The organism is Asticcacaulis sp., from assembly GCA_024707255.1.
Lineage (GTDB): Bacteria > Pseudomonadota > Alphaproteobacteria > Caulobacterales > Caulobacteraceae > Asticcacaulis.
In genome coordinates this window covers 2,127,236-2,154,053 of record JANQAC010000001.1, presented here as the reverse complement: position 1 = coordinate 2,154,053, position 26,818 = coordinate 2,127,236, and the positions used below count along the sequence as shown (strand labels likewise).

General features: G+C 55.3%; 23 protein-coding genes. 9 read left to right on the top strand and 14 right to left on the bottom strand.

Annotation, left to right across the window (positions count from 1 at the left end; genetic code table 11):
- Window positions 1-396: 396 nt before the first annotated feature.
- The 3 genes from NVV72_10650 to NVV72_10640 form a co-directional block, all read right to left on the bottom strand.
- Entirely contained in the window at window positions 397-2,208 is a 1,812-nt protein-coding gene (locus NVV72_10650; protein MCR6659775.1) for a ParB/RepB/Spo0J family partition protein, read from the bottom strand.
- 105 nt (window positions 2,209-2,313) lie between these two features.
- Window positions 2,314-2,721 (bottom strand): DUF2958 domain-containing protein, encoded by a 408-nt coding sequence (locus NVV72_10645; GenBank protein ID MCR6659774.1) that lies wholly within the window; start codon window positions 2,719-2,721, stop codon window positions 2,314-2,316.
- On the bottom strand, window positions 2,718-3,695 hold the full coding sequence (locus NVV72_10640) for a zincin-like metallopeptidase domain-containing protein (protein ID MCR6659773.1): 978 nt from the start codon (window positions 3,693-3,695) through the stop codon (window positions 2,718-2,720). The genes NVV72_10645 and NVV72_10640 overlap by 4 nt, the downstream gene beginning before the upstream one ends.
- A 330-nt stretch (window positions 3,696-4,025) precedes the next feature.
- On the opposite strand from NVV72_10640, the gene NVV72_10635 reads away from it, so the two are divergent.
- The 6 genes from NVV72_10635 to NVV72_10610 all read left to right on the top strand — a co-directional run bounded on the left by NVV72_10635 (window position 4,026) and on the right by NVV72_10610 (window position 11,113).
- Window positions 4,026-4,508 (top strand): hypothetical protein, encoded by a 483-nt coding sequence (locus tag NVV72_10635; GenBank protein MCR6659772.1) that lies wholly within the window; start codon window positions 4,026-4,028, stop codon window positions 4,506-4,508.
- A 500-nt stretch (window positions 4,509-5,008) separates the two neighbouring features.
- Window positions 5,009-5,407, top strand: a complete 399-nt coding sequence (locus tag NVV72_10630) for a hypothetical protein (protein MCR6659771.1) — start codon at window positions 5,009-5,011, stop codon at window positions 5,405-5,407.
- A 567-nt stretch (window positions 5,408-5,974) separates the two neighbouring features.
- On the top strand, window positions 5,975-6,733 hold the full coding sequence (locus NVV72_10625; GenBank protein ID MCR6659770.1) for a hypothetical protein: 759 nt from the start codon (window positions 5,975-5,977) through the stop codon (window positions 6,731-6,733).
- A 618-nt stretch (window positions 6,734-7,351) separates the two neighbouring features.
- Window positions 7,352-7,726 carry a hypothetical protein gene (locus NVV72_10620; GenBank protein ID MCR6659769.1) on the top strand — a complete coding sequence of 125 codons (375 nt, stop codon included), beginning with the start codon at window positions 7,352-7,354 and terminating at the stop codon, window positions 7,724-7,726.
- A gap of 7 nt (window positions 7,727-7,733) precedes the next feature.
- Window positions 7,734-8,975 carry an HlyD family secretion protein gene (locus tag NVV72_10615; GenBank protein ID MCR6659768.1) on the top strand — a complete coding sequence of 414 codons (1,242 nt, stop codon included), beginning with the start codon at window positions 7,734-7,736 and terminating at the stop codon, window positions 8,973-8,975.
- The gene (locus NVV72_10610) at window positions 8,975-11,113 is read left to right on the top strand and encodes a peptidase domain-containing ABC transporter (protein MCR6659767.1); all 2,139 of its coding nucleotides are present in this window, start codon (window positions 8,975-8,977) and stop codon (window positions 11,111-11,113) included. The genes NVV72_10615 and NVV72_10610 overlap by 1 nt, the downstream gene beginning before the upstream one ends.
- 1,032 nt (window positions 11,114-12,145) lie before the next feature.
- Here NVV72_10610 and NVV72_10605 read toward each other — a convergent pair.
- The 5 genes from NVV72_10605 to NVV72_10585 are packed head-to-tail and all read right to left on the bottom strand — an operon-like array spanning window position 12,146 to window position 16,883.
- A complete protein-coding gene (locus NVV72_10605; GenBank protein ID MCR6659766.1) occupies window positions 12,146-12,499 on the bottom strand; it encodes a hypothetical protein in 354 nt (117 codons plus the stop codon).
- A complete protein-coding gene (locus NVV72_10600; GenBank protein MCR6659765.1) occupies window positions 12,499-13,413 on the bottom strand; it encodes a hypothetical protein in 915 nt (304 codons plus the stop codon). Before NVV72_10600 ends, NVV72_10605 begins: the two co-directional genes overlap by 1 nt.
- Complete coding sequence (locus NVV72_10595; protein MCR6659764.1) at window positions 13,413-14,657, bottom strand: hypothetical protein; 1,245 nt, start codon at window positions 14,655-14,657, stop codon at window positions 13,413-13,415. Before NVV72_10595 ends, NVV72_10600 begins: the two co-directional genes overlap by 1 nt.
- Window positions 14,657-15,475 (bottom strand): hypothetical protein, encoded by an 819-nt coding sequence (locus NVV72_10590; GenBank protein ID MCR6659763.1) that lies wholly within the window; start codon window positions 15,473-15,475, stop codon window positions 14,657-14,659. The genes NVV72_10595 and NVV72_10590 overlap by 1 nt, the downstream gene beginning before the upstream one ends.
- A complete protein-coding gene (locus NVV72_10585; protein MCR6659762.1) occupies window positions 15,468-16,883 on the bottom strand; it encodes a hypothetical protein in 1,416 nt (471 codons plus the stop codon). The genes NVV72_10590 and NVV72_10585 overlap by 8 nt, the downstream gene beginning before the upstream one ends.
- Before the next feature lie 471 nt (window positions 16,884-17,354).
- Between NVV72_10585 and NVV72_10580 the strand changes: the two genes are divergently transcribed.
- From NVV72_10580 to NVV72_10570, 3 genes are all read left to right on the top strand, one after another.
- Window positions 17,355-17,501 (top strand): benenodin family lasso peptide, encoded by a 147-nt coding sequence (locus tag NVV72_10580; GenBank protein ID MCR6659761.1) that lies wholly within the window; start codon window positions 17,355-17,357, stop codon window positions 17,499-17,501.
- Window positions 17,502-17,563: 62 nt separating this feature from the next.
- Entirely contained in the window at window positions 17,564-18,238 is a 675-nt protein-coding gene (locus NVV72_10575; protein ID MCR6659760.1) for a lasso peptide biosynthesis B2 protein, read from the top strand.
- Window positions 18,239-18,240: 2 nt separating this feature from the next.
- Window positions 18,241-20,019, top strand: a complete 1,779-nt coding sequence (locus tag NVV72_10570; protein MCR6659759.1) for an asparagine synthase-related protein — start codon at window positions 18,241-18,243, stop codon at window positions 20,017-20,019.
- Window positions 20,020-20,209: 190 nt separating this feature from the next.
- Here the strand turns inward: NVV72_10570 and NVV72_10565 are convergent, their stop codons facing one another.
- The 6 genes from NVV72_10565 to NVV72_10540 form a co-directional block, all read right to left on the bottom strand.
- Complete coding sequence (locus NVV72_10565; GenBank protein ID MCR6659758.1) at window positions 20,210-21,727, bottom strand: hypothetical protein; 1,518 nt, start codon at window positions 21,725-21,727, stop codon at window positions 20,210-20,212.
- Between the two features lie 311 nt (window positions 21,728-22,038).
- The gene (locus NVV72_10560) at window positions 22,039-22,935 is read right to left on the bottom strand and encodes an Atxe2 family lasso peptide isopeptidase (protein MCR6659757.1); all 897 of its coding nucleotides are present in this window, start codon (window positions 22,933-22,935) and stop codon (window positions 22,039-22,041) included.
- A 22-nt stretch (window positions 22,936-22,957) separates the two neighbouring features.
- A complete protein-coding gene (locus NVV72_10555) occupies window positions 22,958-23,482 on the bottom strand; it encodes a hypothetical protein (GenBank protein ID MCR6659756.1) in 525 nt (174 codons plus the stop codon).
- Between the two features lie 34 nt (window positions 23,483-23,516).
- Window positions 23,517-24,161, bottom strand: coding sequence for a hypothetical protein (locus NVV72_10550; GenBank protein ID MCR6659755.1), 645 nt, complete (start codon window positions 24,159-24,161; stop codon window positions 23,517-23,519).
- Window positions 24,162-24,164: 3 nt separating this feature from the next.
- Window positions 24,165-24,686 (bottom strand): TonB-dependent receptor, encoded by a 522-nt coding sequence (locus tag NVV72_10545; GenBank protein ID MCR6659754.1) that lies wholly within the window; start codon window positions 24,684-24,686, stop codon window positions 24,165-24,167.
- Window positions 24,646-26,715 carry a TonB-dependent receptor gene (locus NVV72_10540; protein ID MCR6659753.1) on the bottom strand — a complete coding sequence of 690 codons (2,070 nt, stop codon included), beginning with the start codon at window positions 26,713-26,715 and terminating at the stop codon, window positions 24,646-24,648. Before NVV72_10540 ends, NVV72_10545 begins: the two co-directional genes overlap by 41 nt.
- Window positions 26,716-26,818 lie beyond the last annotated feature (103 nt).

The following is a 26,818-nucleotide window of genomic DNA, read 5'->3' as shown; positions in this document are numbered from 1 at the left end:
CTTCAGAGAACAACGCAAAGGAACACCCATGCCGGAACGCCGGTGATTTACCGCAACAGATACGGCGTGGACGGGCAAATTCCGCAATTCATGAGCGCTTCGCAGGTGTATCCTCAGCAGGCCAGCCCCGTTCGGACAGCCCGATTTCAGGGTCGTCGCCGGACCGGCAAAACCTGTTGCAAACGGATCGGGCGCGAACAGACTGCGCCTGTGCTGTAGAAAGAGTCCGCATTCACATCCGGAGATTTGGCCCGCGCCGCGTCTATGTCAATCCGAGATGCGCCACCGAACGGACCGGGAAATCGGCCACACCAGGAACCACAGAACGCACGCGAAAGCCCCCGCTCCGTAGCCGACGCGGGGGCTTTAAACCTTGCTACAGTAGTTCGCAGCCGGTTACTCTGCGGCGATAGCGGCAGGCATTGCCGGCCCGGTTTCACCGCCCGCCGTCGTGTGTAGGGCGACCGGTTCTGATGGCTTTATCCCCCGAAAACGGACCTCTGCCATCTTCCATTTGGCGAGCGTACTGAATGGCCGGTCAGTATAACTGCCTGCCGGGAAGGTCAGCCATTTCGGCGTCCAGCCTTCAACCTTCCTGCGGTTATTGGTGCCGGAAAGGAAATCACTGATGATGGCTTTTTGCGTCGTCACCTTCTCCGAAACATTACCGTCTGCCACCCGTCTGCCGCCCACCTCACGCAGCATCGCATTGACCACCTGACGGTCACGGATCAGCTCAAAAAACACATCGTCCGGCTTCCAGAAGTCGCTCATACCCACCTTGAGATAATTGCCGACAGCCTCGACCAGGGCGGTGCCCGCCATCAGGGTTTCGCCCATGACAACGGCCAGAATACTGAGCACATCGGCATCCGGCAGTCCAAGCAACCGGGCGAAAATAACGGCGGTCCTGTGCTCATCACTATTACCGCCCGCCACGCTTACACCATCCGGCGGGAAGTCCAGCAGGGCCATCGCCATCTGCCATTTTTCACCAAAGCGTGCCTCGGCTGCGCTGACTGCCACGCTATCCCTGACAGCTTCATTCCGGGTGCTTTGCGCCTCAACCCTGACCGTCCAGAGGGGTGATCCATTGATAGCGTGGGCGACCATAAGACGGAGCGCCACAGCCGGATGATCGACAAGTACGGCGCGGGCGGCGGCGTGACGATGCAGGTCGATATAGGTTTGCAGCGTGCTGGTTACTTCGGGGCGCGAAGCCTTTTCCGTTTCACTTTCAGTCGTCCCCGCCTCAGTCGAACGTTTGCGTCGCGCCTCTTTCGCCGACAAATACCCTTCGTGAATTTCCACCTCCCCGCGGTGACTGACGGAGATAAAAACTTTTCCACCCTTCGCTTTAGGCGTTTTTTCGTATTCCCAGGACGGGAAATGTGTACCCGCTTCAAGCACTTCCACGTCTGCCCAGCCAGCTTCAAGAAGGCTTTCGCATCGGGCGGCAATCGCTTCGTTCTGCGCGGCCCAAAAAGCAGTGGTATCGGCAAAATAGCCATCCTCGCCGAACAGATCGGTGACAATGCGCCCCTTGTATCCGGCAAGGTCGAACAGGGCCGACTTTGCCGGAATGGACGCACCGCCGAACAGCCAGGCCTTTAACTGCTGGCCGGTCGGGGCATGTTCATCGGGATCAGCGTGCAGAGCCAGCCAGTCCTTTTGCTGCGATCTGGTTGCCAGGGTCAGGTGGCGCACTGTACCCGCATTGATCTCTTCACTGCGATATAGTTCCCTGATACGGGGCAAAAGATTTCCCAAAGCCAGCACCCGCCGAACATGGAGGTCGGTGACGCCGAAAGTGCGGGCGATCTCGTCAACGGTGCGTCCCTCCTTCTGGATAAGGCGGGTAAAGGTATCCCACTGCGTGACTTCATCGGGGTCCAGACGAGCGATATTTTCAATCAGCGACGCCTCAAGTGCGGCGGCATCATCCCCCGCCTCCATGATCGCGCAGGGTAAAGGTCCGGCATCGCCACCTTCTTCGATCAGCACCTTTACGCTGTACCAGCGCCTGCGACCGGCAACGATCTCAAACCGTTCCGGATCGGCCAGACGGGGCCGCACCAGCAGAGGCACGAGAACACCACGCGCCCGAACGGACGGCAGAATGTCGGTGACATCAGGCACCTTTTTGCCGTGTCGCATGTTCAGTTCAGAAATGTCGAGTTTATCAAAAGCAATATTTGCGAGTTGCATAACAGTTCATCCTTTCATGAAGTTTTCAAAGGCAAACCGGCCCTCCCCGCCGAACGCGGGGCTCATCGGAGAGAGCCGGAATTAACGCCGATAGAGCGGCGTGGCTCACCCGCCGATGGGCGGAATTTCGGGATCGGGGTTCAGGCCAAGGCTTAAGGCGGCGGCGCGCAACAGGGCGTCCGCCTCAACAATGCCTCCGGCGCTATGCGCGGCTTGCGCATAAACAGCCAGTGAAAAGCGCGGGCAGAAATACAAATCCCGCTCTATGGTCAGTCCAAAAGGCAAACTGATGGACGAGATTTCAGAGAGGCTGAAATAGCCAAGTTCGGGAAAGCCGAAGCCCGGATCGGCCAGACCGAACAGCGTATCGTTGTCGCCGTCCAGCTCGGTTGCCAGCCATGTGGCCGCGCCACACGGGTTGAAGAGTTTGATGACCGGCAAATGATCGGTTTCCGCTTCTGACCGGCCATTGGCTAACAGGCGGGTGCGGATTCCTGGAGTAAGTAAAGTCATGCGGCGACCTCCTGTTCTGAGGCGGCCAAGGCATGGGACTCTAAACCCAATATATAGTCTGCTGCCTTACTGGCCTGGCTGGCCGCGCGAAAAATCGCCCGGTTGTCTTCGCGCAATACGTCCAGCCATCCCGCCAGATAGTCAGCATGACGAACGGTTGGCGATATTCCGAGCGAAGCGCAGACAAAGGCGCTCCCCATTTCCGCACACAGTTCTTCACGGGCGTAGGCGTGGGTGCCGAACCGGCCGGAAAAGTCGCGGTTAAGGCGTGATGGATGGCCTGTCCAATGGCTCAGTTCATGGAAACAGGTGCGATAATAGTTGATCTGATCGCGGAATGCGGGTTGCGGAGGCACCTGGATATAATCGGCAGACGGAACATAAAACGCCTGGTCCCCGCCAATTCGGAAATCTGCACCTGTCGCGGTTATGAGTTGTTCCGCGTGGGGCATGATTTCGCGTTCCGGAAGTGGGATCGGCTGAGATACCAGCCCTTCGCTCAGACCTTCGCACTGCGCTATATTAAAGACGGTGTAGCGTTTCAGGAATGGAACAGCCCTTGCGTCCTCTCCTGTTTCAAGCGCCTTCTCCTTCTCTGCTTCGGGCGTGAAACGGTCGGCATAAACAATAGTAGTCCCGTGCTCGCCCTTGCGCACGTTTCCGCCTGCCGCGAGAGCCTGTTTAAAGGTCAGCCAGGATTGCGACGCATAGCCGCCAGAGATAGCGGCGCCCCATAATAGCAGGACGTTGATCCCGGAATATTTCGCGCCGGTTGTGGCATTGCATGGCAGTGCGGGGCCATTCCTGTTGCCTGTCCCCCAGGGCTGCACCCAGGGGAAGCGCCCCGCCTCAAGTTCGGAAATAATTCTTTGTGTCACCTCATCATAAAAGCTGATCCGCACGGCACCACCCGCGGCGGAAGCAGAGGCTTCACCACGCTTCCCACGGGCACCCTGATTGGAGTTAACACGCATATCCTGTCCTCCGGTCTCCTAAAACCCACACTCTCCCCGGAAAGCGGGGGGTGGGCGGCGACTGGCGACCGGGAGGCCCGGCATAGCGGGCGGTGGCACCCATCGGGGCGGAACGAAGTAGAGCAGCCGGAGCCTTTCTCCGGCTTGCCACCTCCGGCGCCGGGACTATACGGGCGCGCCGGCCAGACCCCGCTTCACCGGGAGAGGCCAGAAACAAGACATCGCGCGCAAGCGCGATGGCCTTATTCGGGGCCGCTTGGCCCCGGCAGCGTCCTTTTCGTTTCAAGTGCCGTGGAGACGGGGCATCCCGATGACGAAAGGCTCCGATGCTTGAAATTATGGAACGAAGTCATTAACCTCGCCCGCGATCAGCGGCCCTTCCTCCTGGCTTCAATGCCGGCGGTCCTCCTGTTCAAACGGCTTCATGCCGTGTCGGTAGCACGTTCTCCCCTTCCCGCGATGATCGGAAGTCACATGACAGAACAAAAAGCGCCTGGAACAGGTAACAATCCGGGGCTGGAACCGGCCCTCGGGATTGTGGAAGCGACGGAAGCGCTGTTCATGGAAATAGCCAGTGCTTCGGGAAGCGAGATTGTACGCCGGAACATGGAACTGATGAACCGGGAGCTGAAGGCCCTGCGTGCCTACGAGGAAGATCTGATCCCGGATCGGCAGGCTGAATTCGACAGGTTGTCGGCTTGCTGGGCAGCCCGCGACATACCCGGACTACAAATTCTGATAGGAGCTTATATGAAGCGTCGGCAGGATCTCGCGCCTGAAATCATCGGTCAGATCAACCGCCCGAGGTCCTAGACCTCTGAGGCTCCCGTTCAGAACGCTAACTATTTCATCGGGCCTGGCACCGGAGATTTTCGTAAAATCTTCGTTGCGGCCTGTACCCGTCAAACTTGATTAACGGCTGCCCCTGCACTACACATAGGCGGGTATTTTCCCTATCCCGCCCCCATTTTCCCGCTCAAGCTGAAAGTGAGGATTTTCGGCAGGCGTGTGGCCGGAGGCGTACCTCATCGAAATCCGGTCAGTTGCGGACAGACGACGAGAAGCGATATGCCGCCAAAGGCCTCACGGATCGAACAGGTTTATTCAGGAATAAAGCAGGAGATACTGGCAGGCCTCATGCTTCCTGGTCAGCGCGCGGATGTCGCGGACATGGCCTTCCGCTACAATGTCAGCAAGACACCTGTTCGCATGGTGCTTAACCGGCTTGTGGGCGAAGACATCCTTCAGACCACGCCTCACGAAGGCTTTTATATGCCCCGCGTGACTGAGCAGCGACTGCGCGATCTGCACGGATGGACCGAGCAGATTTTGCTTTTGTCACTTCAGATGGCTTTTCCGGAGGAGGCTATGACGCCCCCCTTCCCCCGGCGGCGTTCGACCATGAAGACGTCGTCGCCGGAACAGAGCAGTTATTCGGAGCGATTGCCGGTCTGTGCGGAAACGCCGAATACCGGCGCGCGATTCACAGTACGAACGACCGCCTGCGCCCCATCCGAATGCTGCCGAATTTCAACATCCCGGAATTACAGGCTGAGTTCAGGGATCTGACAGATGCATGGAACAGAGGCCATGTCGCACCGCTGCGGGGCCTCGTGCGTGCATACCACAGGCGGCGCCTGGACATTATTCCGAAAATCGTTTCCCTGGCTTATCGTGAGCCAACGGCAGTCGGAGATCGGGAAATCTATTAACACCACGGTTCCATGCGTTCCGTCCGATTACGGGCAAGTCCCTCGTTCACAACCTGCTGACCGACGGACCTGCCATCCCGAACCACTATGAGCAGCTCCGGGCCGTACATGTCCATCAGCCAGTCTCCGCTCTGACGCAGTTCGAACGCTGCCTGGTGCAGGGGTTCAATCAGCCGGTATGTACCTTCTGTCCCTCACAATTCGGTCTTCGCTGATTTCGCTCCGGGCGGCAAAGCGCGTTCATCAACGATCCCCGGTTAGCGAGCGCGTTATGTCAGGTCTGACGCGCAGCAATGCCGCCGACAATCTGGCGTCCGGGTAATTTCTGCTTAGGTTGGTATGTATGATAATACCGAATGAGCCAGTCGCTTTCAACGCAAATATCCACACGAGACATGTTCCCGATATTTGCTCCGACCCATTAACATATAAAACTCAATGAGTTGCTCAAAGCTTTGCCTCATGAGTCTATATAGCAACCCGATTCTCACTTTTTAAGTTTATTCGGTATTGACACACGCAACCAGAGGTGTAGTCATACACACGCCAACGGAGGGGGAAGCGGTAATGATCTTAGCAGTTTTGGCTGATGTGCCAATGTCATTACCGGCAGGTTATCCTGAAGCCCAGGCCGCAATGGTGACGCTCAGGGCAAAAAGCAATGTGTGCCAGATCACCAACACCGGGGAACTGAGATTTATCGGCGACACTGATAATCTGGATAGTTGCCTGAATTCAATTGAATCAACACCGGTAACAACAATTCTTATCACCTCTGGTGGCGGGGACGTGGCCAAGGCTTTACCTGTTGCAAGGCGACTAGCCGGTCTTAAAGTGAAGCTGAAAGTGCTTGGTGTATGCGCGTCAAGTTGCGCGAATTATCTGGTCCCGGTGGCATCCGAAATAGAAATCATGCCATTCTCGATCATTGCGCTGCATGGTGGAATGGACAGAACCTTCCTCAAAACCGCTGAAGGGCAGCTTCGGGCATCCCTGAGCGCGTCGGAACCGCCCCCGTCAGCAGAAGAAACCGATTCGATAGTCAAGGCCGAATTGTCGAAATTAAATATGCTTCTCGATGATCAGGAAAAATTTCAACAGGAATATAATGTTGGAAGCGATTGGTTTGAATTAAAAAAATATAAAGATTACGAATCGAACGATACAAGCGACAAATTACCAATAGTTGCTGTTTCAAAGTCCTTTTTTTGCAAGAACTTAAAAGTCAAAGTCGCTCACTCTTCATGGTGGATATCAAGCAGAAGAGATTATAAGCTCGTAAGCTCACTCTTCGAGAAGTCGATTATTCTATATAAAAATTATTAGGGTTGTAAAATACTAAAAAACGCGCTTAGATTGACTCGCAACAATGTGTTGCTGCCTATAAACAGGAGAACCATATGCGTGAGTTAACGAGCATAGAAGTTGATGAAGTGTCTGGTGGAGAAAGAGTAGTTTGCTCCATGACCTGCACGACCGATACAACGCCTAACGGTACCCACGGCACGACTACGAAGCATACCTGTACTCTTGAGTGCCATATTGAATAACGGCCAATAGTCGCCAGCCGGAACAGGCGACACACCTTAACCCAAATCGCTATCAATCCATACGGTACGCAATATCATGCGGGCTCAGATCGTACCTGCGTGAGCGTTGCGTTCCTTTTTCTGAAGGAATCTATCTATGCGTGAATTATCAGCAATCGAAGTCAACGAAGTCGCCGGCGCTCTCCCGCGTATAAGCTGCTCATTTACATGCACAACCACTACGGCGCCGAACGGCACGGGCGGCACGACGACATCGCGTGTCTGTACCGCGGAATGTCACGCTGAAAGCTGAGCAATAATACGCTGAGCCGGGCTCAGCCCGGTTCCGGGCCTTGCCGCTTCCACGGCGAGGCCCGCCTTCTGTCGATGTATTTTACTGATCGGAGATTAAAGTATGAGTTCCACAGTTCTGGCCATCAGCGATTTAAATGATCTGATACGTGAAATATCAACCGGAAACACTCTTGTTCTACTCGGGCTTCCGCAATGTGATGCCTGCCATTTAGCAAAAATGGCAATTGATGAATTGTGGAACCCGTACCTGCATAGAAAATTAGAGCTTGTTGCCGATCTTGAGAATCAGGAACATATCTCGTTTATTGTCCAAAATAGAATTACTGAATTCCCGGCGATACTGATTTATAGCGAAGGGGTCAGACTCTGTGGCTGGTCGGGTGTCTATTCAGAGACCGAACTCGTTCATGAAACGTTAAATGCAAAGATTACCGAGTTAGGGCTGTTGGATATCAACGCTAAGGCTTCGGTTTAAAGCGACAATGTCGAAGCTCTTTCGCTCTGAATCCCTCGTTCATGCTTCAAATCGTCTCGCGGGCGAAGTGATAATATCTGATCTGCCCTCAGTTCGACTGCTTTCCATATTCTTTGTGACAATAGTATTTGTCATAATTACGTTTTTGTTCACAAACAGCTACACGAGAATGGAAACTGCCCAGGGCCTGATCGTCCCTCAGGGAGGCTTAATCAGGCTTGCGGCCCGGCAGGACGGAACAGTTGAGACAATCAATGTGACCGAGGGCGCTGAAGTCCACGCTGGCGACCCGATCGCTGTGATTAAGCTTTCAACAGATCTGACCGATGGCGATTCCGGTCAGTCTCTTGATCATATGCTGCTGACCGAAGCCCTTGCTTTAGCTGCTCAAAATCGGGCGGACAAGCAGAAGCTGGAAGAGCAAGGCCGATCCTTAATCTCGCGGCGCTCAGCACTCAGCACCGAGCTGGGAGAACTTAATTCGCGCGTCGCTACAATGGCGCACCTTCAGGAAGTAGCGGAACAGCAATTGGCCAGGGGGCGTACCCTGCAGGAAAAAGGGTTTATGTCGGCAGCCGGCGTCGAAGGCCTGAAGACCGCAGCATTGCAGGCAGCTCAACAGTCTTCAGAAGCGCGCAGCTCGGTTATTGACGCGACAGGACAAATCGCGGATCTGGACCATCAGATCGCAAGCATACCAGCGGATCTGGCCTCTCTGGATGCCGCTGCGGCCGGCAACCGATCCGCGCTGAAACAGCGTCAGATTACCATCAAAACGCAGAATAAATTTATCGCCACTGCGCCGATATCAGGAAGGGTGGTCGCCCTGCCCGTTGATCTGGGGCAGAGCGTAACCAGTGGAACGACCCTGGCTGTGGTGACGCCTACAGGTTCAGATCTGATCGCGGAATTATATTTACCCTCGCGAGCCGCAGGTTTTATAAAAACAGGTCAGGCGGTGAACCTGATGTACCAGGCCTTTCCTTACCAGACTTTCGGATCAGGAAAAGGAAGGGTAATTTCTATTTCCCGAACCGTACTGTCTCCAAGCGAAGTGGCCGTTCCGGGCATCGCTATCAATGAACCCGCATTTCGGGTCCGTGTCGCATTAAGCAGGCAATCGGTTTTTGCTTACGGAAAAACACTGCCTCTGCAACCAGGGATGCTATTGTCAGCGGATGTGGTACTCGACCGACGAAATCTTGTTCAGTGGCTTCTTGATCCTATTTATGCGGTAGGGCGTCGATAATGAATATTCTTGATGAACTGAATATTCTGCGCCGCAATCGGACACCAGTGTTTACGGCCGCTGAGGCAGCCGAATGTGGCCTGGCCTGCATGGCCATGATTGGCGTCTATCACGGTCATGATCTTGATCTTAATGGGCTCAGACAGAGATATGCGCTTTCGATGTCCGGTGCCTCATTGCGAAATCTTATTTCACTGGCAACTGAGATGAGCCTTTCCGCGCGTGCCCTCAAGGTCGAACTTCAGGATCTTAAGCTGGTGAAATTACCGGCGATCCTGCATTGGGATCTGAACCATTTTGTGGTTCTGACTTCAGTCAATGCCAGATCAGTCATTATCCATGATCCGGCAATTGGCGCACGGAAGTTAAGCCTGGGCGACGTTTCAAAACACTTCACAGGCGTTGTTCTGGAATTAAATCCGGCCGGTGAATTTCATAAGATTGAAGCCCGTCGCCCGATACATCTCCAAAGTCTCTGGTCACGCATGGTAGGCTTTTGGCCTGCTATGTTTCAGATTCTCGGCCTTTCACTTGCGTTGCAGGTTGTCGCCTTTGCCGCGCCATTTCAGTTGCAGTTGATTGTCGACCAGGCGATCGGCCGATCCGACAATGCTTTGCTGTCAGCCCTCGGCCTTGGGTTCGGATTACTGGTCATTATTCAGGCATCCATAGAGGCTCTTCGCACATGGACATTGCAATTATTCGGTAGTCTGCTGACGTTTCAGATGGTTGGAAATCTGTTTCGGCATCTGCTCAGATTACCAGCGGACTTCTTCGAAAAGCGACATATCGGAGACATTCTTTCGAGAATGGGTTCAACAAATGCCATCCAGGACGCGTTTTCGCAGGGTCTGATCTCGGCCGTGCTGGACGGGTCGATTGCGGTCGTGGTGGGGATTATCCTGCTTTTTTATTCCCCGTTACTTGCAAGCATCGTGCTGGCATCAGTTGCCATCAATCTTCTCCTGGGCCTGGCGTTTTTTCCGATTCAGCGATCGCGGGCAGAGGAGAGCATGATCGCGTCTGCAAAAGAACGAACCCATCTCATGGAGAGTGTCAGGGCGGCAACGACCATAAAGGTAATGGGGCAGGAAGGCGAACGTGAAAGCGTCTGGCGCAATCTTTATTCGCGGGTAATTTCGGCCAATATTTCAACTGCCAAATATGACTTAGGCCTGGTGTTTTTTCAGACTATCGTGACCGGCCTGCAAATTGTGCTGGTTATATATCTGGGCGCAGTAAGCGTTATCGAGGCCCATGGATTTTCGATAGGGATGCTCTTCGCCTTCCTCGCGTTTCGGCAGATATTTACCGACCGCATGATGTCTCTGGTAAATCAGGGTCTGAAATTTCGCCTCCTGGGGCTACACCTGGAACGGCTGGGAGATATCGTTACGACCGCGCCGGAGTTCGGCCAGACTGCCAGCAGACCGGTTAAGCCGGATTGGGAAGGCGACATTTCTGTAAAAGGGCTTTCGTTCCGATACGGCGATGCAGATCCGTGGGTTTTGCACAATTTTGACCTCGATATAGAGGCCGGCGAATTTTTGGCGATTACCGGTCCTTCCGGGGGCGGCAAAACAACCCTGTTCAAATTGTTGCTGGGCATTCTCTCGCCAACTGAGGGCCAGATCCGGCTGGATGGCTATACGGCGTCTGCGGACCTGTGGAGGGAATGGCGCAGGAAAGTGGGAGTTGTCTCCCAGGATGATCGCCTGCTTTCGGGGAGTATTGCGGACAACATCGCTTTCTTCGACCCGCAGTTGGATATGAACCTTGTGATGTTGTCGGCGACGGCGGCACAAATTCACAATGATATTATGAAAATGCCCATGCAATATCAGTCTCTGATCGGAGACATGGGCGCATCATTATCTGGTGGTCAAAGGCAACGACTATTTCTGGCGAGAGCGCTCTATCGTCAACCTTCTGTTCTTTTCCTTGACGAAGGAACGGCCAATCTGGATGAAGCAACCGAAACTAATATTGTGGACCTGATCGCGAGTATGCCCATCACACGTGTCGTCGTGGCACATCGCCCCGCAATGTTGAAAAAGGCGTCCAGAGTCATCTTCGTAACAAAGACACCGGACCCGGAAAAGACCATTCAAAATAAGATCGAAGCGCTCGAAGCATAATCGTTCAGGAGCGTTATCCCGATGAATCTCCCGACCTTCTCTTTCCTGGTTGACGGTGAAAATTTTGATCTTCGAATGGCGACGTGCAAGGCGTGTCCTTCTGCGTATCCGGTTGGCGACGTCACATTCTGCACACGTTGCGGCTGTGCGATGAACCTGAAGGCGCGAATTGCCGGAAGTCAATGTCCTGAGCAGAGATGGGCCACGTATTCTGTTAATCAGCAACCGCCTCCAGAATAGCAGGAAGGCCAATCGGATAATTGTGGAGCGGACGAATCATTTGTCAGAAAAGATCAGAGGACACAGTGCCTCATGCAGGGCGTAATCACAGGCGACGGCTGGATATTATTCCGAAAATCGTTTCACTGGCCTACCGTGAACCGAACGAAAACGAATATCGGGGATTGCATTAGCACCAGGGTTCCCTGTGTCCCGTCCAGCTCCGGGCGAGCCCTTCGTTGACAAGTTGCTGACCGACGGATTTACCATCTCGCACCACTATCAATAGCTCCCGGCCGTACATGTCGACAGGCCGGTCTCCGCCCTCACGCAGCTCAAATGCCCCCTGATTCAGTAATTCTATCAACCTGCGCGTTGCTTTCATGCCCAACTGATATTCGTAGTCACATTTTGGCTGACTGATTTCAGGCGTATCGATGTCGGCTATCCTGATTTTTTTCCGGAAAGCCAGAAGGTATCTCCATCCACAACACAGGTTACACGCACTGTAGCGCACTTAGCGAATGTCCCGTTACTCATGGTCGCCGGATCTCTGCCCGACGGGTCTTCGACGGGGTCTTTTAACTGATATGGTTCAGACCCGGCGCGCTCACCTACATCTTCCGACAGCGTGCTCCCGGCAAAAGATAAGGGGGTGCTTCGCTGAGGCGCATGAAGAAGAAACACGGCCCCCGCGAAGACCAGACCGACACCTATTAGGCCTATCTCGCGAAGCCGTAACGACGGTCCTTCGGGCTTTGCGAAACGTCCCCTCTTTCTGTGCTTAACAGAGCGCAAAATTGGCCACCTTCGTTAGTCCCGTCGAATACCAAATAATTTACAGAGGAACGCCCCGAAACCGGGGCGTGTCTCACGGGATATCTCGCTGGCGGGAAAAGTTGATATATCTGCGGGACTGCGCTCTCCCGAATAGTGGGCGCTCATATCCGAATAATGCCCACGCCCTTCTGAAGAAGGGGGGGCAATATCCTGGATATTCACGTCCGGGGATTCAACGTCCTCCGCCTGTGGCACGAATGCAGGCCTTGGCATGTTATTCGAGACCGATCTGGCGTTTTCAGGCTGTACAACCGGAACTGCCAGGAAAAATCGCTTACGACGCAAGGCGACATCGATCCGTTCGAGATTTCGGTCGATGGCATCCATCAGCGTTTCTCCGGGGTCGCCACCTGACTGGTCGACCTCCTTAAGCGAATTTCGATTCGCCGCCGGGTCTGGTCGCTGGCGGCCGATTTCCCGTCTGCAACCTTATCTACCGGCACGATCATCTGCGCTCCGGATAACGGCAAAATAGTCGTGCCCGACAGTCGGGGATCGGCCCGCAGTATACGTATAACCGCGACTGCGCGAGCCATCGCCAGTCCGGAATTATCAGTGGAATGAAGCGCTTCGGTGTTCACCCGATTTTCCGATGCCGGAATAAGCAAACGGTCCAGATTGCTATCTCCAACCATTGGCACTTCATCCGTGTGGCCTATGACCTCCACAACATCTACCCCATAGTCGTCGATATATTGCTTCAGTAACGGGATGATAGTCGTCTTAAGTTTTGCTTCGAAGTCGGGCCGAAGCGTGGCTTTGCCACTTTCGAAATAATAGCCGCCGGCTTCGCTGAGGCTGAAAAAGGGTGGCCATTCCCCTTTTTTCCCCAGGCTTGCGCGCGTGACAGCCTGTTCCGCAAATTTATAAGGATTATCGCTCCCGGCCTTATCGGCAGCTTCCCGCACCTGCCGTCCAAGGGCGGCATCGGCTACCATCTTGGTGCCGGTGGCTTTGGCACCGTATTTTTCTACAGCCTTTCTGTCTGCAATCGCACGCACCAGCTCCTTGTAATAATCATCCGGGGTTTGCGCCTGCGGGTACTCGGACTGCATCACTTCAACAAGGCGGCTGCCCGTCCCGTCCTCGGCTGCCTTCAACCTCTTGTCCCGATTGGACAACGCGGTCGCAAGCGCCATAAGCAGCACGAAAATCAGCAAAATCATAATTTCGGCTACGGTCAGTCCCAATATCAGACCACGACGGTAGGGCTTATCCTGGCGAATATCATAGCCAGCCATTACGCGGCACCCTCAACGGTTTTCGCTATGCTATCGGTCATATCGACCAGTGCAGAATGCACCTTTGTCACCAGTCCTCTGGATCTGGCAAGCTCCGCCTCCAGTTCATCATTGTGGCGTCTGGAGGTCTCCACGGCGACAGATGTCTGATCGGCAAGGCCAGTACGTATATCGTCATGGAGCGCGGCGATTTGCTCAATCTGCAAGACCAGTGCCTCGCAGGCTGAATTGACGGTCGCTATTGTGTTTGCGGCTACGGTTCCGGGACCGGCGGCGAGCTCAGCGATCTGCTTATCCGTTTCCTGCCGGATACGAGCCAGACTTTCCTCGAAGTCGCTGACAGTGTCAGCCAGTTGTCGGGCCGAATGACTCGCAGCGGTACTTGCGGTTTCCGCAGCGGTTGCCGCCGCAGTAGCGCCACCGGCCGTTTTATGCAGGGCCTCAACAATCGACAAGGCGCTTGTCGCAGCATCTTTTGCCACATCGGCTGTTGACGCTATGGCGCTGTGGGTTGTGTTCAGGTGCTCAAGGGTCGCGCTGTGTTGCTCCAGTTTACCAAGGAGAGCGTTGAAACTGGTGGAGTATTTTTTAGAACGCGCGGCAAAGTCGCTCGATTCACTCGACATTGCCGCGTTGGCGGTCTCCACTACGCTCTGCAAACCCAGTACCGAACTTTTAGTGAAATCTTCAATATTTTTCGTCGCTGCCTCGTGCATTTCCTGCATCGACTGCTGAAGCTCGCGGCTGAAGTCATTCATCTGACGAACGACGCCATTCAGCTCCGCTTTCAGTCGGGTTGACGCTTCCGTCAATTCAAGCCGGGCCTGCTCTTCAACGTTTTCCAGGTCGGGTCGTCCCTGACTGAAATATACCCGAAGTATCAATCCAACAATCGTCGTCGCCAGAGCGATGCCAAATCCCTGAACGATCGTCGATGCAGTATTACTGGGGTCGAATGTCGCAATTGCGTAAGAAAGGCTGGCGAGGGTATAAATCAGCCCCAGGTAATAGCAGTTGTCACCCGCCTGATCAGCGCGCAGCCGTCCCGTACCGCTTCGGCCAATTATAAGCGCATAAAGGATCATGGAGAGCACCGCGCCGGCAGCCACCCAGGTCGTATTGATACCTATCGCTTTGGTCGAGATGATCGCCACAAAACCCATAGCAGCGAAGGCCATGAAGCCCCATTGATCGATAAACCCACGATCCTGAAGCCTGTCAATTAAGGGTATTTTATTAGCCATTATCCGCTCACTGTGTACACGCGGGTCAGCCGACCGCCGTCTGCGTCTATGATTTTTTCCCAGAGATCGGGTAATGCTCTGGGCTGAGTGCTGACCGAGTCATTGCGCTGAAGCATCCATAATTCGACATCGACATGTCGAAGGTCCGTTCGCACCCGACTGAACGGCTGACCGCCCACAAACTGCTTCGGCTCCGGCAGCCCTCTGTAGAAGCTGACTGAATCCGTGTTTTGCAGAAGATCGGATGCGACGACGAGCTTTTTCGGAATGCTGCCAAGGGAAGGCTTGTTCAGTTCAGTCAGTGTTATGGACTGAACAGATTCAAGAATGGGAGACCGGTTTGCGCCTGAAGCGGCCAGCAACTTGTCATAAGCCGCATTCAGCGGCGCCACGAATTTTTCCTGATGCAATTTTTCCAGGCGTTGAGGATTTCCATTGATGTCGGACGTATCGCTGGCCGAGCCTGGATTGCATCGCGTGATGACTGGAGCCAGCAACCGGTCCGATACGGGGTCCACCTTCGCTATTACGAGCTTTCCATACCGGGGAATTTCATCGACGAGCCGGTCCAGTTGATTGGCGAAGTCCTGTCTCTGAGCCAGATTCATCGGATCGGTAACGTCTACCAGCAGGACTGTCACGCTGGTGAGTTGTGTCGGGCACATGGTCTCCGAATCGAGAGGCCTGTGAGACAGCACGGACCGGAACCAGAAGATCCCGATAACAGTGAGCAGACCGACCACAATAGCGATATTCCTCACGGCGGCTGCAGTGTCCGCCTGTTTGCGTTTTTGCGACGCTGTGGATTTTCTAGCCATTTGTGAGCGATCCTTTGATCTTTTCCAGATGCTCGAAGCTTTCAATGGCCTCCTGGTACGCCTGGGAAATCGTTTTGATCGAGTGCTCCAGCACCTCCTGAGCGCGCAGGACTTCATTGTCGATCGACGGTTCGGCCGTATCAAGCGGAAGATCGGTTCTTTTCAAAACCCAGGGTTTGTTGAAATGTGAAGGAGAAAGCTTGTCGGTTCGCGAGCGGACATTTGCCGCGCGATATTGACCCAATAAGGCATTGCCTATCGTCTCAAGGTAATCCTGGTGCTCACGATACCTGTTTCGATGGGTATCCCGTGATGATATGATTTGTCCTCTTTCACGGAACTGAGCCCCAAGCTCACTGCGTATGGCGTTTGCAGTTTCAATTGCGTCGTCACGCGTTCCACGCAACTCGTCCAGCGCCTCTTCGATCTGGTCTGCGTATTCGTCACAGCGATCTTCATGGCGCCTGTAAATGGCGCCATATCCGGGATAGGGATCGTCTTTCCTGAATGCAGCCGTGGCGGCAAGTACCGCAAAAACGATACCGAGAACGAGAAGGCCATACGAATAGATGCTGTCTAACTGGAATGGCCGGTTCAGAAACAGACCGAGGGCCGCCTGCTCCGGGTTTGCAAGCCCCAGTATTTTTGCGTCCCGGAAATGGCCGACGAGCAGGTTCCATACTATCACGGCGAGAAACCAGAGAATGCTTCCGGACGCAGCCAGTAGCCTTTGTGCCGGCTTCCTGTAGAACAGGTACGGCCACCAGTACTGGCCGACGAGTGCGGACAGAATGATGTTTATCGCGGCGACAACCACGGCCGTAACGAAACCGCCTAAGAGGCCGTAATCGTCGTTCACCATGAGAAAGGCAGTATTGCCGGCGCTTTCTATGATCCAGGAAATGCCTACGATCGACCAGGCATAAAGTTTATTCATTGATCTGTGCGCCGGCCGGTCAAGGCCGTGCTCACGCTTAAAATGGGCCAGTTCGTTATAGGATTCCCGGATGGCATCCTTCGCCAGTCCGAGGCGCCCCTGCCGGTTTATTATCGTGGCACGAAAGTCGCCAAGGGCCTGTTCACCTGCGCCCGTGATCGTCGACAGTTCGCGCAGCAACGCCAGTTCGGACAGTCTCTGCCCGTAAACACGGTGCATCGCTGCCGCGTCAATTTGAGCCCGTGCCGAATGTTCGCCGATCTCGGCAACTATTTCGGTCTCAACGTCGTCAAGATTTTCCGAATCCGCCGGCGGAAAATTCGCGACCCCGTTGGCTTGTGCCCGCTCGGCGATCTTCAGCTTCACCGCTGCCCGATCCCGATCCAGAACAATGAACGGATCACTCGGCAACGCGATCGTCACGTCGGTGCCGGCTTTAAAAAAGCGTTTTAGTGCGTCAAAGGCATCCATATCAATCGACGCCTTTCGCAGTTGAAGTATTCACAAGCCTCACCGGACAGAAGGCCGCCTTCACCCCATCGCCCGCGAATAAAGTCAGTCGTTTTTGTTTATTCACACCCAGCCCCCAACATCATCCGCTTACCATAGACGCACGCACCTAGTTGCGCAACCTTAGCGCTTAGGTCAGGCTTTTTACATCCACAGCATTGCTGCGTCATGCCGTCCGTCCTCAGACAAAGTCTAACGCACATTCTGTCGTGCCGGCATGGCGCCACCGGCACACATGCAAGATCGAGACCACCCGACGTGCTCCGTTCCATGCCGGCAGAGCATAAGGCGACAGGCCAGCATGGGTCCTCAACAGCACAGAAAACCTTCGTAAAATCAGAAAAGTATTCAGGAACGATCCCCTGGCGACAGTGATAGCCTTTAGTCGTCGTGGAATGCCATGACGTAACCCCAGCAACACAGGAGACTACCATGAAAAAGATCATCGAGAACGAAGCCGTTCAGACTGAAGACCTGATCGATCTCGGCGCCGCTACCGTCGAAACCAAAGGGCCATTCCAGAAGGAACTGGATGGCGTGCAAAGCCAGGGCCGGATTCCGGCACCGCTTGCCGACTGAGCTGACAGGAGCGTGCGCGGCTCTTCCCGCACGCTCCTTTTCATAATCCGGCAGGAATTGACATGACCTATCGCCTTCGTGATGACGTCTACTACTGTGTCGCAAACCGCCAGGTTGCTCTCCTGGATTTGCTGGCGGACCGATACTATTGCCTGCCGTCTCAGGCTGAGGCCGCCTTTCGCGCGCTCATTCAAAACAAGGCCTCCGACGAGCTCTCTCCGCCTTCCTTGGCCGCTCTCTTCTCGCGTGGCCTGCTTGTCGAGGACAAGTCGGGAAAGTCTGTTCCGCCTCCCCATGAGATAACTTACCCGGCTGTCAGCCTGGTCGATGCGCGTTCAGCAGGACTTAAATGGTCGGAGGCCGCTGCGTCGATCACACGGCGACTTCAGGCATCTGCTGAGCTGAAGCGGGGGCCGCTGGATGCGATCGTTCGCCGCATCAGACTACGTAAGCTCGCCGCCATAGCCGCAATGAAACCCATTGAAAGCGCAAACACTACCGAACGGAAAATTATCTCGTTTTTGAATACCGCAAAATTCTTATCAACGCGGGATCAGTGTCTGTCTTCCTCTATCGCTCTTATCGATCACCTGGCTTCCGCTCGGTGCTACCCTGATCTCGTAATCGGCGTCCGCATGAAACCTTTCAGCGCCCATGCGTGGGTCCAACAGGGTGATATCGTCCTGAACGACGAGGTGGACGCGATCCTCCCCTACACACCTATTCTGGTCGTTTAGGCATGGCCACCCGGTTCCTTGCCATCATTTCGAGCGGCACGAAGGCTGTAGAAAAAGCCGCCGCTGAAATTGAAGCTGAAAGCGGACTGCTTCGCGTCATCGACACGCCAGATATGGCGTTATTTACGGATTTTGCTGCGCACCGCTTTTGCCTGCCGGACAGTCGTGGTGCCGTAATTGGTGACCTGTTCTCTGGTGTGGCCTCGCCCGAAAGGATACGCGAATCCACCCCGGAGCTCTTTCAGCAAATTGTTCGTAGCCGCGCGCAGCACCTGATCGATGCGTGTTGGGGCGGCTATGTCGCTATCGTCAGGGACGACGAAGGCGAAACCCACATCCTTCGTGACCCGTCAGGAGCTATGCCATGCTATTACCTGGAGACGTCCTCTGCGACTGTGATCTTCTCGGACGTTGAAACGATGCTTGCGGCTGGCTTTCAGGTCCCGGAGATCGACTGGTCGTATATGCTTCGTCACCTGCTCGCTTACGATCTCAGATCGCCGGGAACAGGTCTGACTGGGGTAAAGGAACTGCTGGCCGGGTTCAGGCTCACGCTCAGAGGCTCGGCAAAGGTTGTCACGCAGCGCTGGTCGCCCTGGGATCATGTGTGTAACGACCGGACAGCGACCAGTCAGAAGGCTGCAACAGATCTCCACGAGATCGTAACGACGGCCGTCCGGGCATGGGCTGGCAGTTTCAGCCATATCCTCCTGGGTGTATCCGGCGGTCTCGACTCGTCGATACTTGCGGCTTGCCTTACGGGCCAGCCCGCTCATCTCACCTGTCTTACCATGGCGACTGACGAAGCCGATGGCGACGAGCGGAGGTACGCAAGAATACTCTCGGCCGCACTTGACCTGACACTGCTCGAACGACACCACGACCTGGGTAAAATTGATATCACGCGCTCGACGGCCGCTCACCTGCCCCGCCCCTTACTTTACGCATTCGGGCAAAGCGAACATGAGGCCAAATTCGCTATCGCCCGCGCGCACGGCATAGATGCTTTCTTCAGCGGCATTGGCGGCGATAATGTCTTCTGCCATATGGTCTCACCCTCACCGATTATCGACAGGTTGCGAGCGGAAGGCCTGGGAAGTGGCGTTTTCACAACGATCGATGACATATGCCGATTGACCGGTTGCAGTTTCTGGGAACTCGCAATAGCCGGAATTCCCCGGTTGATGGCAAAGCGCTCGTCATACCGGTGGGAAGCCAATACCAGGTTTATCAACCGTGCCGCGGTGTCAGACTTCACCGAAGTGTTCACTCATCCCTGGCTTGATGCGCCTGTTGACGCCTTACCGGGCAAGGCGGCCCATGTCGCAATGCTCACCCGGATTCAGGGCACGATCGATGGTTTCTCCCGACTGGAAGCACCGCCACAAATAAATCCCCTCCTATCTCAGCCCATCGTCGAGGCATGCCTGCACATTCCCACGTGGCAATGGTGCGAAGGTGGTCAAAACCGATCAGTGGCCCGGCTGGCCTTCCGTGAAGACCTGCCGGCCCGGATCGTTAACCGCCGTTCAAAAGGAGGTCCCGACAGCTTTGCTTTCGATGTCATAGAGGCCAACCGGGCGCTGCTCCGAGAACAATTGCTTGAAGGGGTACTTGCGCAACGTGGCCTGCTTGATCTGAAAGCGCTGGAAAATTGTCTCGACGCACGGCGCTGGATACAGCGCGATGACTATGTGCGCCTGTCCGCCCTCGCCGAAGCGGAGGCATGGGTCAGGCATTGGGCCGGACTGGGCTACCCGCTGAAGCTGGCGTTGGCATAACCAATGGACAGTCCTGACGGCGCGAACTGGACGCTTTCGGCACCCGAAATGGACACTATGACGCGGCAGATCGCCTGGGCGCCCGAAGGGTCATTCCAAGGTCACTTTTGAATGAAACCTAAAAGCGGCAATTGGTGAAGCTTGGCCCCACCCACTAGTCAATCAAAGAAATGGGGTAACGTCACTCTTCTTACGGCAATAACTCGATTTCGCTACGATGGGTCAGGATAAAAGTCTCACGAAACGCCGTACCGACGGGGGATCGCACATGTCGGAATCGGGCCTCACGATCAGCCACGGCCACTCGCAAAAGATAGTGTGGATGTTCCCAGTCGTGAACCGGATCGGCAGCCGCTACCCAGTTTTCCGCATGGCTGATTAATCTCATATCGTCGGTATTATTTATTGATCCATGGTGCGGGAAGACGAACGTTGTCGTGTGATCGATGTCCGCGCTGTAAAATTCCTCGAAGGCATCAATATCTTCACCTTCTTTCAAATGCGCATCACCTGTTCCCAACCAGCCGACTTTTGTCAGTTGATGGAAACCAAGGCTGGGATTGAGACCAATTGCGTCCAAAGTCTCTGGCTCGAATGGGCCGGAGTACAACGACATTGAGGTAAGGTTCTTATCCTCAAAAGCCGTCTTATAGGCATCGCCCACCGCCTTACGCTTTTGTGTTACCATCAAGGTCCGATCTGCCGTCGTCGCGGTCTTCCTACCGAAGCTTCCTCTTGGCCAGCCAAGAGCAACCTCAATCAACGACTTAAACAATGCGATCGCGGACGCATCGGCGCGCTTTACGTAAGGTCTCAACTTCCAGACAATCGAATATGTCGGATCGTTAAACACGATGTCAGCATCTCGTATTGCCGACACTTCGGCTGCGCCGACGGTACCGAGCCGGGTCTCTTCCATCATTTTCCCCGGTCGAGACTTCAAAGAAACACTAAACCGGGAATCGCGCGGTTCCCTCTCACGATCCCGGTCCGGGCGTGGGTCAGGAAATTCACCGCCCCCTTCTAAAGGCCCATCTTCACCTTCTCCCCTTATAAGGAATATGCGTCGGGCGCCGAGCTCTGCCAAGGTGGCCACAGGGTCAACGGCCATGCGCGCAAAAAAGGTGTCGATCCGCCTTCCCCCTTCCTCCGCGGCGCTAGTCGCCGCCCCAAATGCAATCAGCCTTTCGGCATAATCGACGTAGGGCAGTATAATCGTATCGACGCTGAACGAACCGTTTGGGCCTAATAGGTGGGGCGTTCCACAGATGTGGTCTAAGTCGAAGTGCGATAGTCCGAAAAGATCGAGATGTGGACGGGTCACCTCCTGCTCTAGCCGGCGGATTTCTCGCAGGACATGGCGTTTCGGAATTGATCCGCAATCATACGCGTACAGAAAGTCCGCCGCCTTAAACTGCCCACAGCCTCTCAATAGGTCCCGGAATGATTTCAGGGAACTCAAAGCTCCAACGTGAAAGCCGCCCTGCCCTACCGGCATTTGGGACCGAACGTGCACAAACGACGCTTTCGCGTGCGCATCCTTTGCCAGAACTATCGGCAGGCGTGTAACTCGGCTCATTTCGACATCCTTCTGCCAGTCCTCTCCATACAGTTGGAAGCTTGCGAATTTCAACCCCAATCGCGCCGTAGTGCCCGCCATGATTCTCAAGGCCCGAAGACTTGGCCAATTGCGAGCGATCGGCGGCATAATTCGGCGCCACCATCGGATACCCCAGAGAGCAAATTTCCACTTCCGCTCTTCGCATCCTCTTCAGCGGTGCAAATGTCTCCTTCGGGCCAGAACGGCTCTTTTAATTAGCAATCACGGCGGTCAAATGACCTCGTCAGTGTCCATTTCGGGTGCCGAAAGCGTCTAGTTTGCGAGGCCGAACTGTCCATTGGTTCTGCCGTCGCTAGAACGCCAGCCCAATGACTTCAATCTGAGCCCCCAATGCCCATGTCGCAATGGATTGCCCCTGTCCAGTTTACGCAGGACAGGGCCTGTATGAGCGCACAGCCTTACGGCCCCGGAGTAGCGCTCAAACTCTTATTCTGGTCACGCAGTTTGCTCCAACGTCGATACTGATCCGCCTTTCCGCTGCCAGGATATTCCACGTTCCGGAGCCAGAAGCTGAACCAGTCCAGACTGCGTTCATAACTCGCCAGACGATGAGCAGGTTGCCACTTGATATGGTACTCGTCCGGATAAACATACATCTCGACAGGTCGGCCCTGCTCTTTGAGTGCTGTAACACTCTCTACGGCGCCAAGGTATTCACGGTCAGGAATCTGAATCAGAAGCGGCACCTCGATGTGTGCTGCATTATCGATAATCGACATAGGTGCCCAGAACTGCCGAGCTTCCTTTGTCAGTCGGGGATAGCCGGCGGTTTGCAATGCTGAGGCAAACGCAGGCCCCACCAGAGACGTCACTATCGCTGGTTCCTCACAGCAGTTGCTCATCGCTACGGCTGCAAACACGCGGCTATTGATCAGGGCAAATTGCGCATTTGATGCGCCATTGCTCAGCCCGGTGAGGCCGATGCGTCCCGGTTCCGCAATGCCAGCTTTCACCGCCAGCTCGACACCGGTTTCCAGCGAAGACTGTACGCTGCGAAAATCGCCCCAGTCTTTCCGGTTAAGACGCTCGACTTCGAGCCAGGATTTTGCCTTCTGACGAGAGCCAATGTCGTCCGGTCGTTGCACAGTCAGGATTGAGAACCCGTTTGCTGCAAAATACTGGACCGGAAACTCGTCGCCGGTGCCTCCGCGCAGGAACCCTCGTGACTCGTACTGGACCACTATGAGCGGATATCTCTTGCCGGGTTTATAATCTGCCGGCAAAACAAGATCGCCAAATGTTTCGATACCGAAGCTGTTTTTCCAGTTGAGACGTCTTACCTCTCCGAAGTGCAGGGCGGCAAATTCCGGATTGGGATCAAAGAGGGGGGGCTACGGCGCCGGTCTCCGGATCGACCGATACCAGCCGCCGGGGCTGGAGAGATTTCTCCTCCCCGCAGATCAGTTCCTTTTGTCCCATCCGGCAGCCGAGAAGAACGTTCTCTGTCAGGAGGATACGAACCGGCGCCGTGCGGCCGGGCTGCCATCGGTATAAAGCCGTCTGGCTTCCACCCCACCCTTCATGCCGCATGAAGACAACAGAGCGATCATCGCCTGTCCACCATAAGTCGATCGCATCCATGCATGCTTCAAAGGTGCAGGTGAAGACAGGCCCGCCAGGCTTTGAAACCTGCAAACGGGTCTTTGCGTTGACATTTGAGGCATCGGAGGACGATGTCCAGGCCGTTCCGCCATTCGACGCACGAGCAAACAGGATCGCTTCACGGGGTCGGTCATTGATTTTCGGCGTGAGCAAGGCGCGCTGGACCTCGGACGCGGAGGTTAGTTTGCCGGTTGCCAGTTCGACCGCGTAGTAATCGGTCGGCACGGGTTCGCGTGGCACGGGGCGACTGCCGGTGACGGGAATATACCGGTCATCATACAGGAAGCCCCCCTTTCCCCTCGTCTTCGATTGCGTCGTAGGCGCTGTTCAGGCTTGGCCTCCCGGATACAACGAGTGTGTGACCGTCAGATGCCCAGCCAACATTCTCGACGTTGAAATCAAAATGGGTCGCCTGAGCGGAGCCGGTGCCGTCAGCGCGGGCCGTCCACGCCTGAGTGACGCCCTTATCGCGCCGGAGAAAGGCAATAGAACGCCCGTCGGGAGACCATTTCGGAGTGATGGTGGCCGGCGTCCCCGGCGGCGTGCCGATTGCGAAGCCCCATGACGGGAATGTAGCGACGATGAATTCGCCTCCCATATCCACCGGTATCGGCGCCTGATTGCTCTCCAGACGCATGACAAACATGCCGAGGCAGTAGCTGTTTGTAACCGGGTCAGCCCGGCGCATCTGGAAAGCCACCTGCGAGCCGTCAGGTGACAATTCGAGAAAAGGGGCGCGAACGTCCGCATTGCTGACGGGACCTATATCACGAAGGCGCACCAGATCGGCAGCCGTAAGTTCGCGCATTTGCGATGTCAGAGTGGGCGGCGGAACCATATCGACGCACGCTCCGGCAAAGCCTGCACCCGGCAAAGCCCAGAATGCGAGGCCGCCCGATAAAAGCCATTTGCGCTTCATCCGTCACCATGCCTTTGCGAGTGTCAGGCTGACAAAACGGCCGATGACAGAAGCGTTGGTGCTGTCGAAATGCGGATCGAGACCGGGCGTCCCGGAGGTCGTGCGCGGCGGGTCCTTGTCGAACAGATTTGAGGCCGACAGGGTGATGCGAGTACCTCGCCGGAAATCGGTCTGACCGAGAAAACGATACGACACCGTGGCATCGACGGTTGTCCAGGAGGCGACGTCGGCGTTAGGAACAACGCCCGTGTCTGTCTCGGCCGATATGAAATTTGCAATGCCCGTCGCTGTGAAGCCCTGATGCTGCCAGCTCAGTCCGGCGCGTGCCTTGAATTTCGGAACGTTATAGATCGTCCCAGACAGCCTTACACTGGGTACTGTCGATATCGTCTGCTGTTTAAGTGTCAGCCACGTCGCATTGGCAAAGGTACTGAGGTCCCCGGAAGACATCCCGAATGACTGCCTGTAGCCAATGTCCAGGCCTTTAACGGTCTGCGCGGTCGCATTGGCATACTGATCCCGCAGGACGGCTACGACACTTGCCGGGTCGTAGGCACCGGTCGAAAAAATTAGCGAAATCGTTAGCGTCGGCCAGCAACTGGGCCTGCAAGGATGCGGAAGGGTTGGGATCTACAAAGGGGACATAAATCGGATCGCTCAGGCCTGTGACAAGCGAGCTGATCGGCTGAACGATACGGTTTCGATAGTCGATATCAAACCACGTGGCGGAAAGGCGCAACGACCGCATTTTCAGAGGGTTGTATTCACCGCCAATCGTCCAGGAGGTGGATGTTTCAGGCCGTAGTCTGGGATTTCCGCCATAGGTCAGCAAGGCCTGCCCCGAGCCCGCATATCCCAGATCAGCCGCGTCGAATAGGTACAGGACGGACTGCGAATACATCTGGTCGAAAGACGGCGCTTTCAGTGATTTTCCCCATGTCGCACGCATGGTCAGATCACTGAACGGGACATACCTCAATCCAATGCGGGGATTGGTGCTGTTGCCGAAATCGCTGTACTGTTCTGCCCGGGCCGACAGGCTCAGTTCCAGTTCGTGCAGTCCGGTACGATCAGATGAAGGTGCCACGAGTGGCGCCAGTATCTCACCGAACAGATAGTTCACGGTCCGGGACACGTCCGTGCTGCTCGTTCTGTATCCTTCCTTTCGGGTGCCTGCGCCGATCGCCATTCTGATGTCGCCGGCGGGCAAGTGTGCAAGTGTGCCGTCAGCAGAGGCCTCAAGATACTCTACGTGATTTTCGGTCCGGCTTTGGCTGGAATATGACAGGGAGGGCGCGTCGAAGCGGGTATCGTTGCGGCTCCCGGAGGCGACACCCGTGACACGCATCTTCCAGCCTGCCGGCATAGCAATAGTCAGGGTGGACGCTGCGCTGTAGGCTGGCGTGATCGTATTGGTAAAATATCGTGGTTGTGAAGGGCTGCTCTGGTTTGAGCGCGTGGTGTCCCGCTCGCTATACAGGCCATCGAAAGATAAGCTTACCCGGTCCGAGAAATCCCGGCCCGCACTCAGAAAGACCGATGAGCGGTCCTGTGGCTGCAAGAGCGTATTGTCTGGCGTGGCGCTTTGCGTAAACTCCCGATCACCCCACGTTATCGCGTCCTGCTTCGAATATTCTGCGTTCAGAAGCGCATACCAGCCGCCTCCCGAGACGCCCTGAAGAAGGCTGTAGGTCTGTTCCTGTCCGCCGCCCTCGCTTGTGTCGCCAATGCGAGCGCTCAGTTCTCCTCCATTGAAATTCCGACGCAGAATAAAGTTTACGACGCCGGCAACAGCGTCGGAGCCATACAGAGCGGAGGCCCCGTCAGTCAGGACTTCGATGCGCTGGACAGCGCCCAACGGGATGCCTGAAATATCCGACCCCTGAAAAAAACTGTCGGCGGAGAGGCGGTGTCCGTTCAGGAGGACGAGCGTCGCATCCGAACCCAGACCACGCAGATTTACCGTCGATGCGTTGGAGACGTTGGAGTTACCGACATTGGAAATAGACGGCGCGCCGGCGGCCACGCCGGGATTCTGGCCACCGGAGAAGTTCTCTGGCAGCGATCGCATCACATCGCCTATCTGCGAGTATCCGGATTGATCTATGTCGGTCCTGGTGATGGTATGGACGGGAGATGTCGGATTGCCCCCGCGGATATGCGTGCCAGTGACGATGACTTCTGTTACCTCGTCCGCAGCGGCGCCCTGCGCTTTTTTGACAGCCACCCGCAAGGTAATGGTCGTCTCTGTGGTGCTCGCGATTTCGAGATTTGTATTTTCCAGCAGGCGGGCCAGAGCCTCTTCGCGTGAGAGCGATCCTTTCAGCGCCGGCGCCGAAAACGCGGCGGCAGCATCATAGGGAAATAGCAACTGAACGCCGGCTTGTTGCGCAAAATCGTTTAGCGCCTTCGCGGTATTTTCGGCGGGAATATTGAACTGGAAGCGACCAGCCTCTGCCTGAGCCATTGGTGCGGCCAGCAAGCCAACCGTAGCAGCGATAGCTACCAGCGAACTATTGCGCAGCCATTGTTTGCGAGAAAATGTAAATCCCATACCAGTCCCCTTTGTTGTATGTCACTTGTGTGACGTTCAAGGGGAAGACACGAGCTGTCTCAAAAACCGCCAGTCCGGCAATTTTCATTTTGGCTTTAATTCT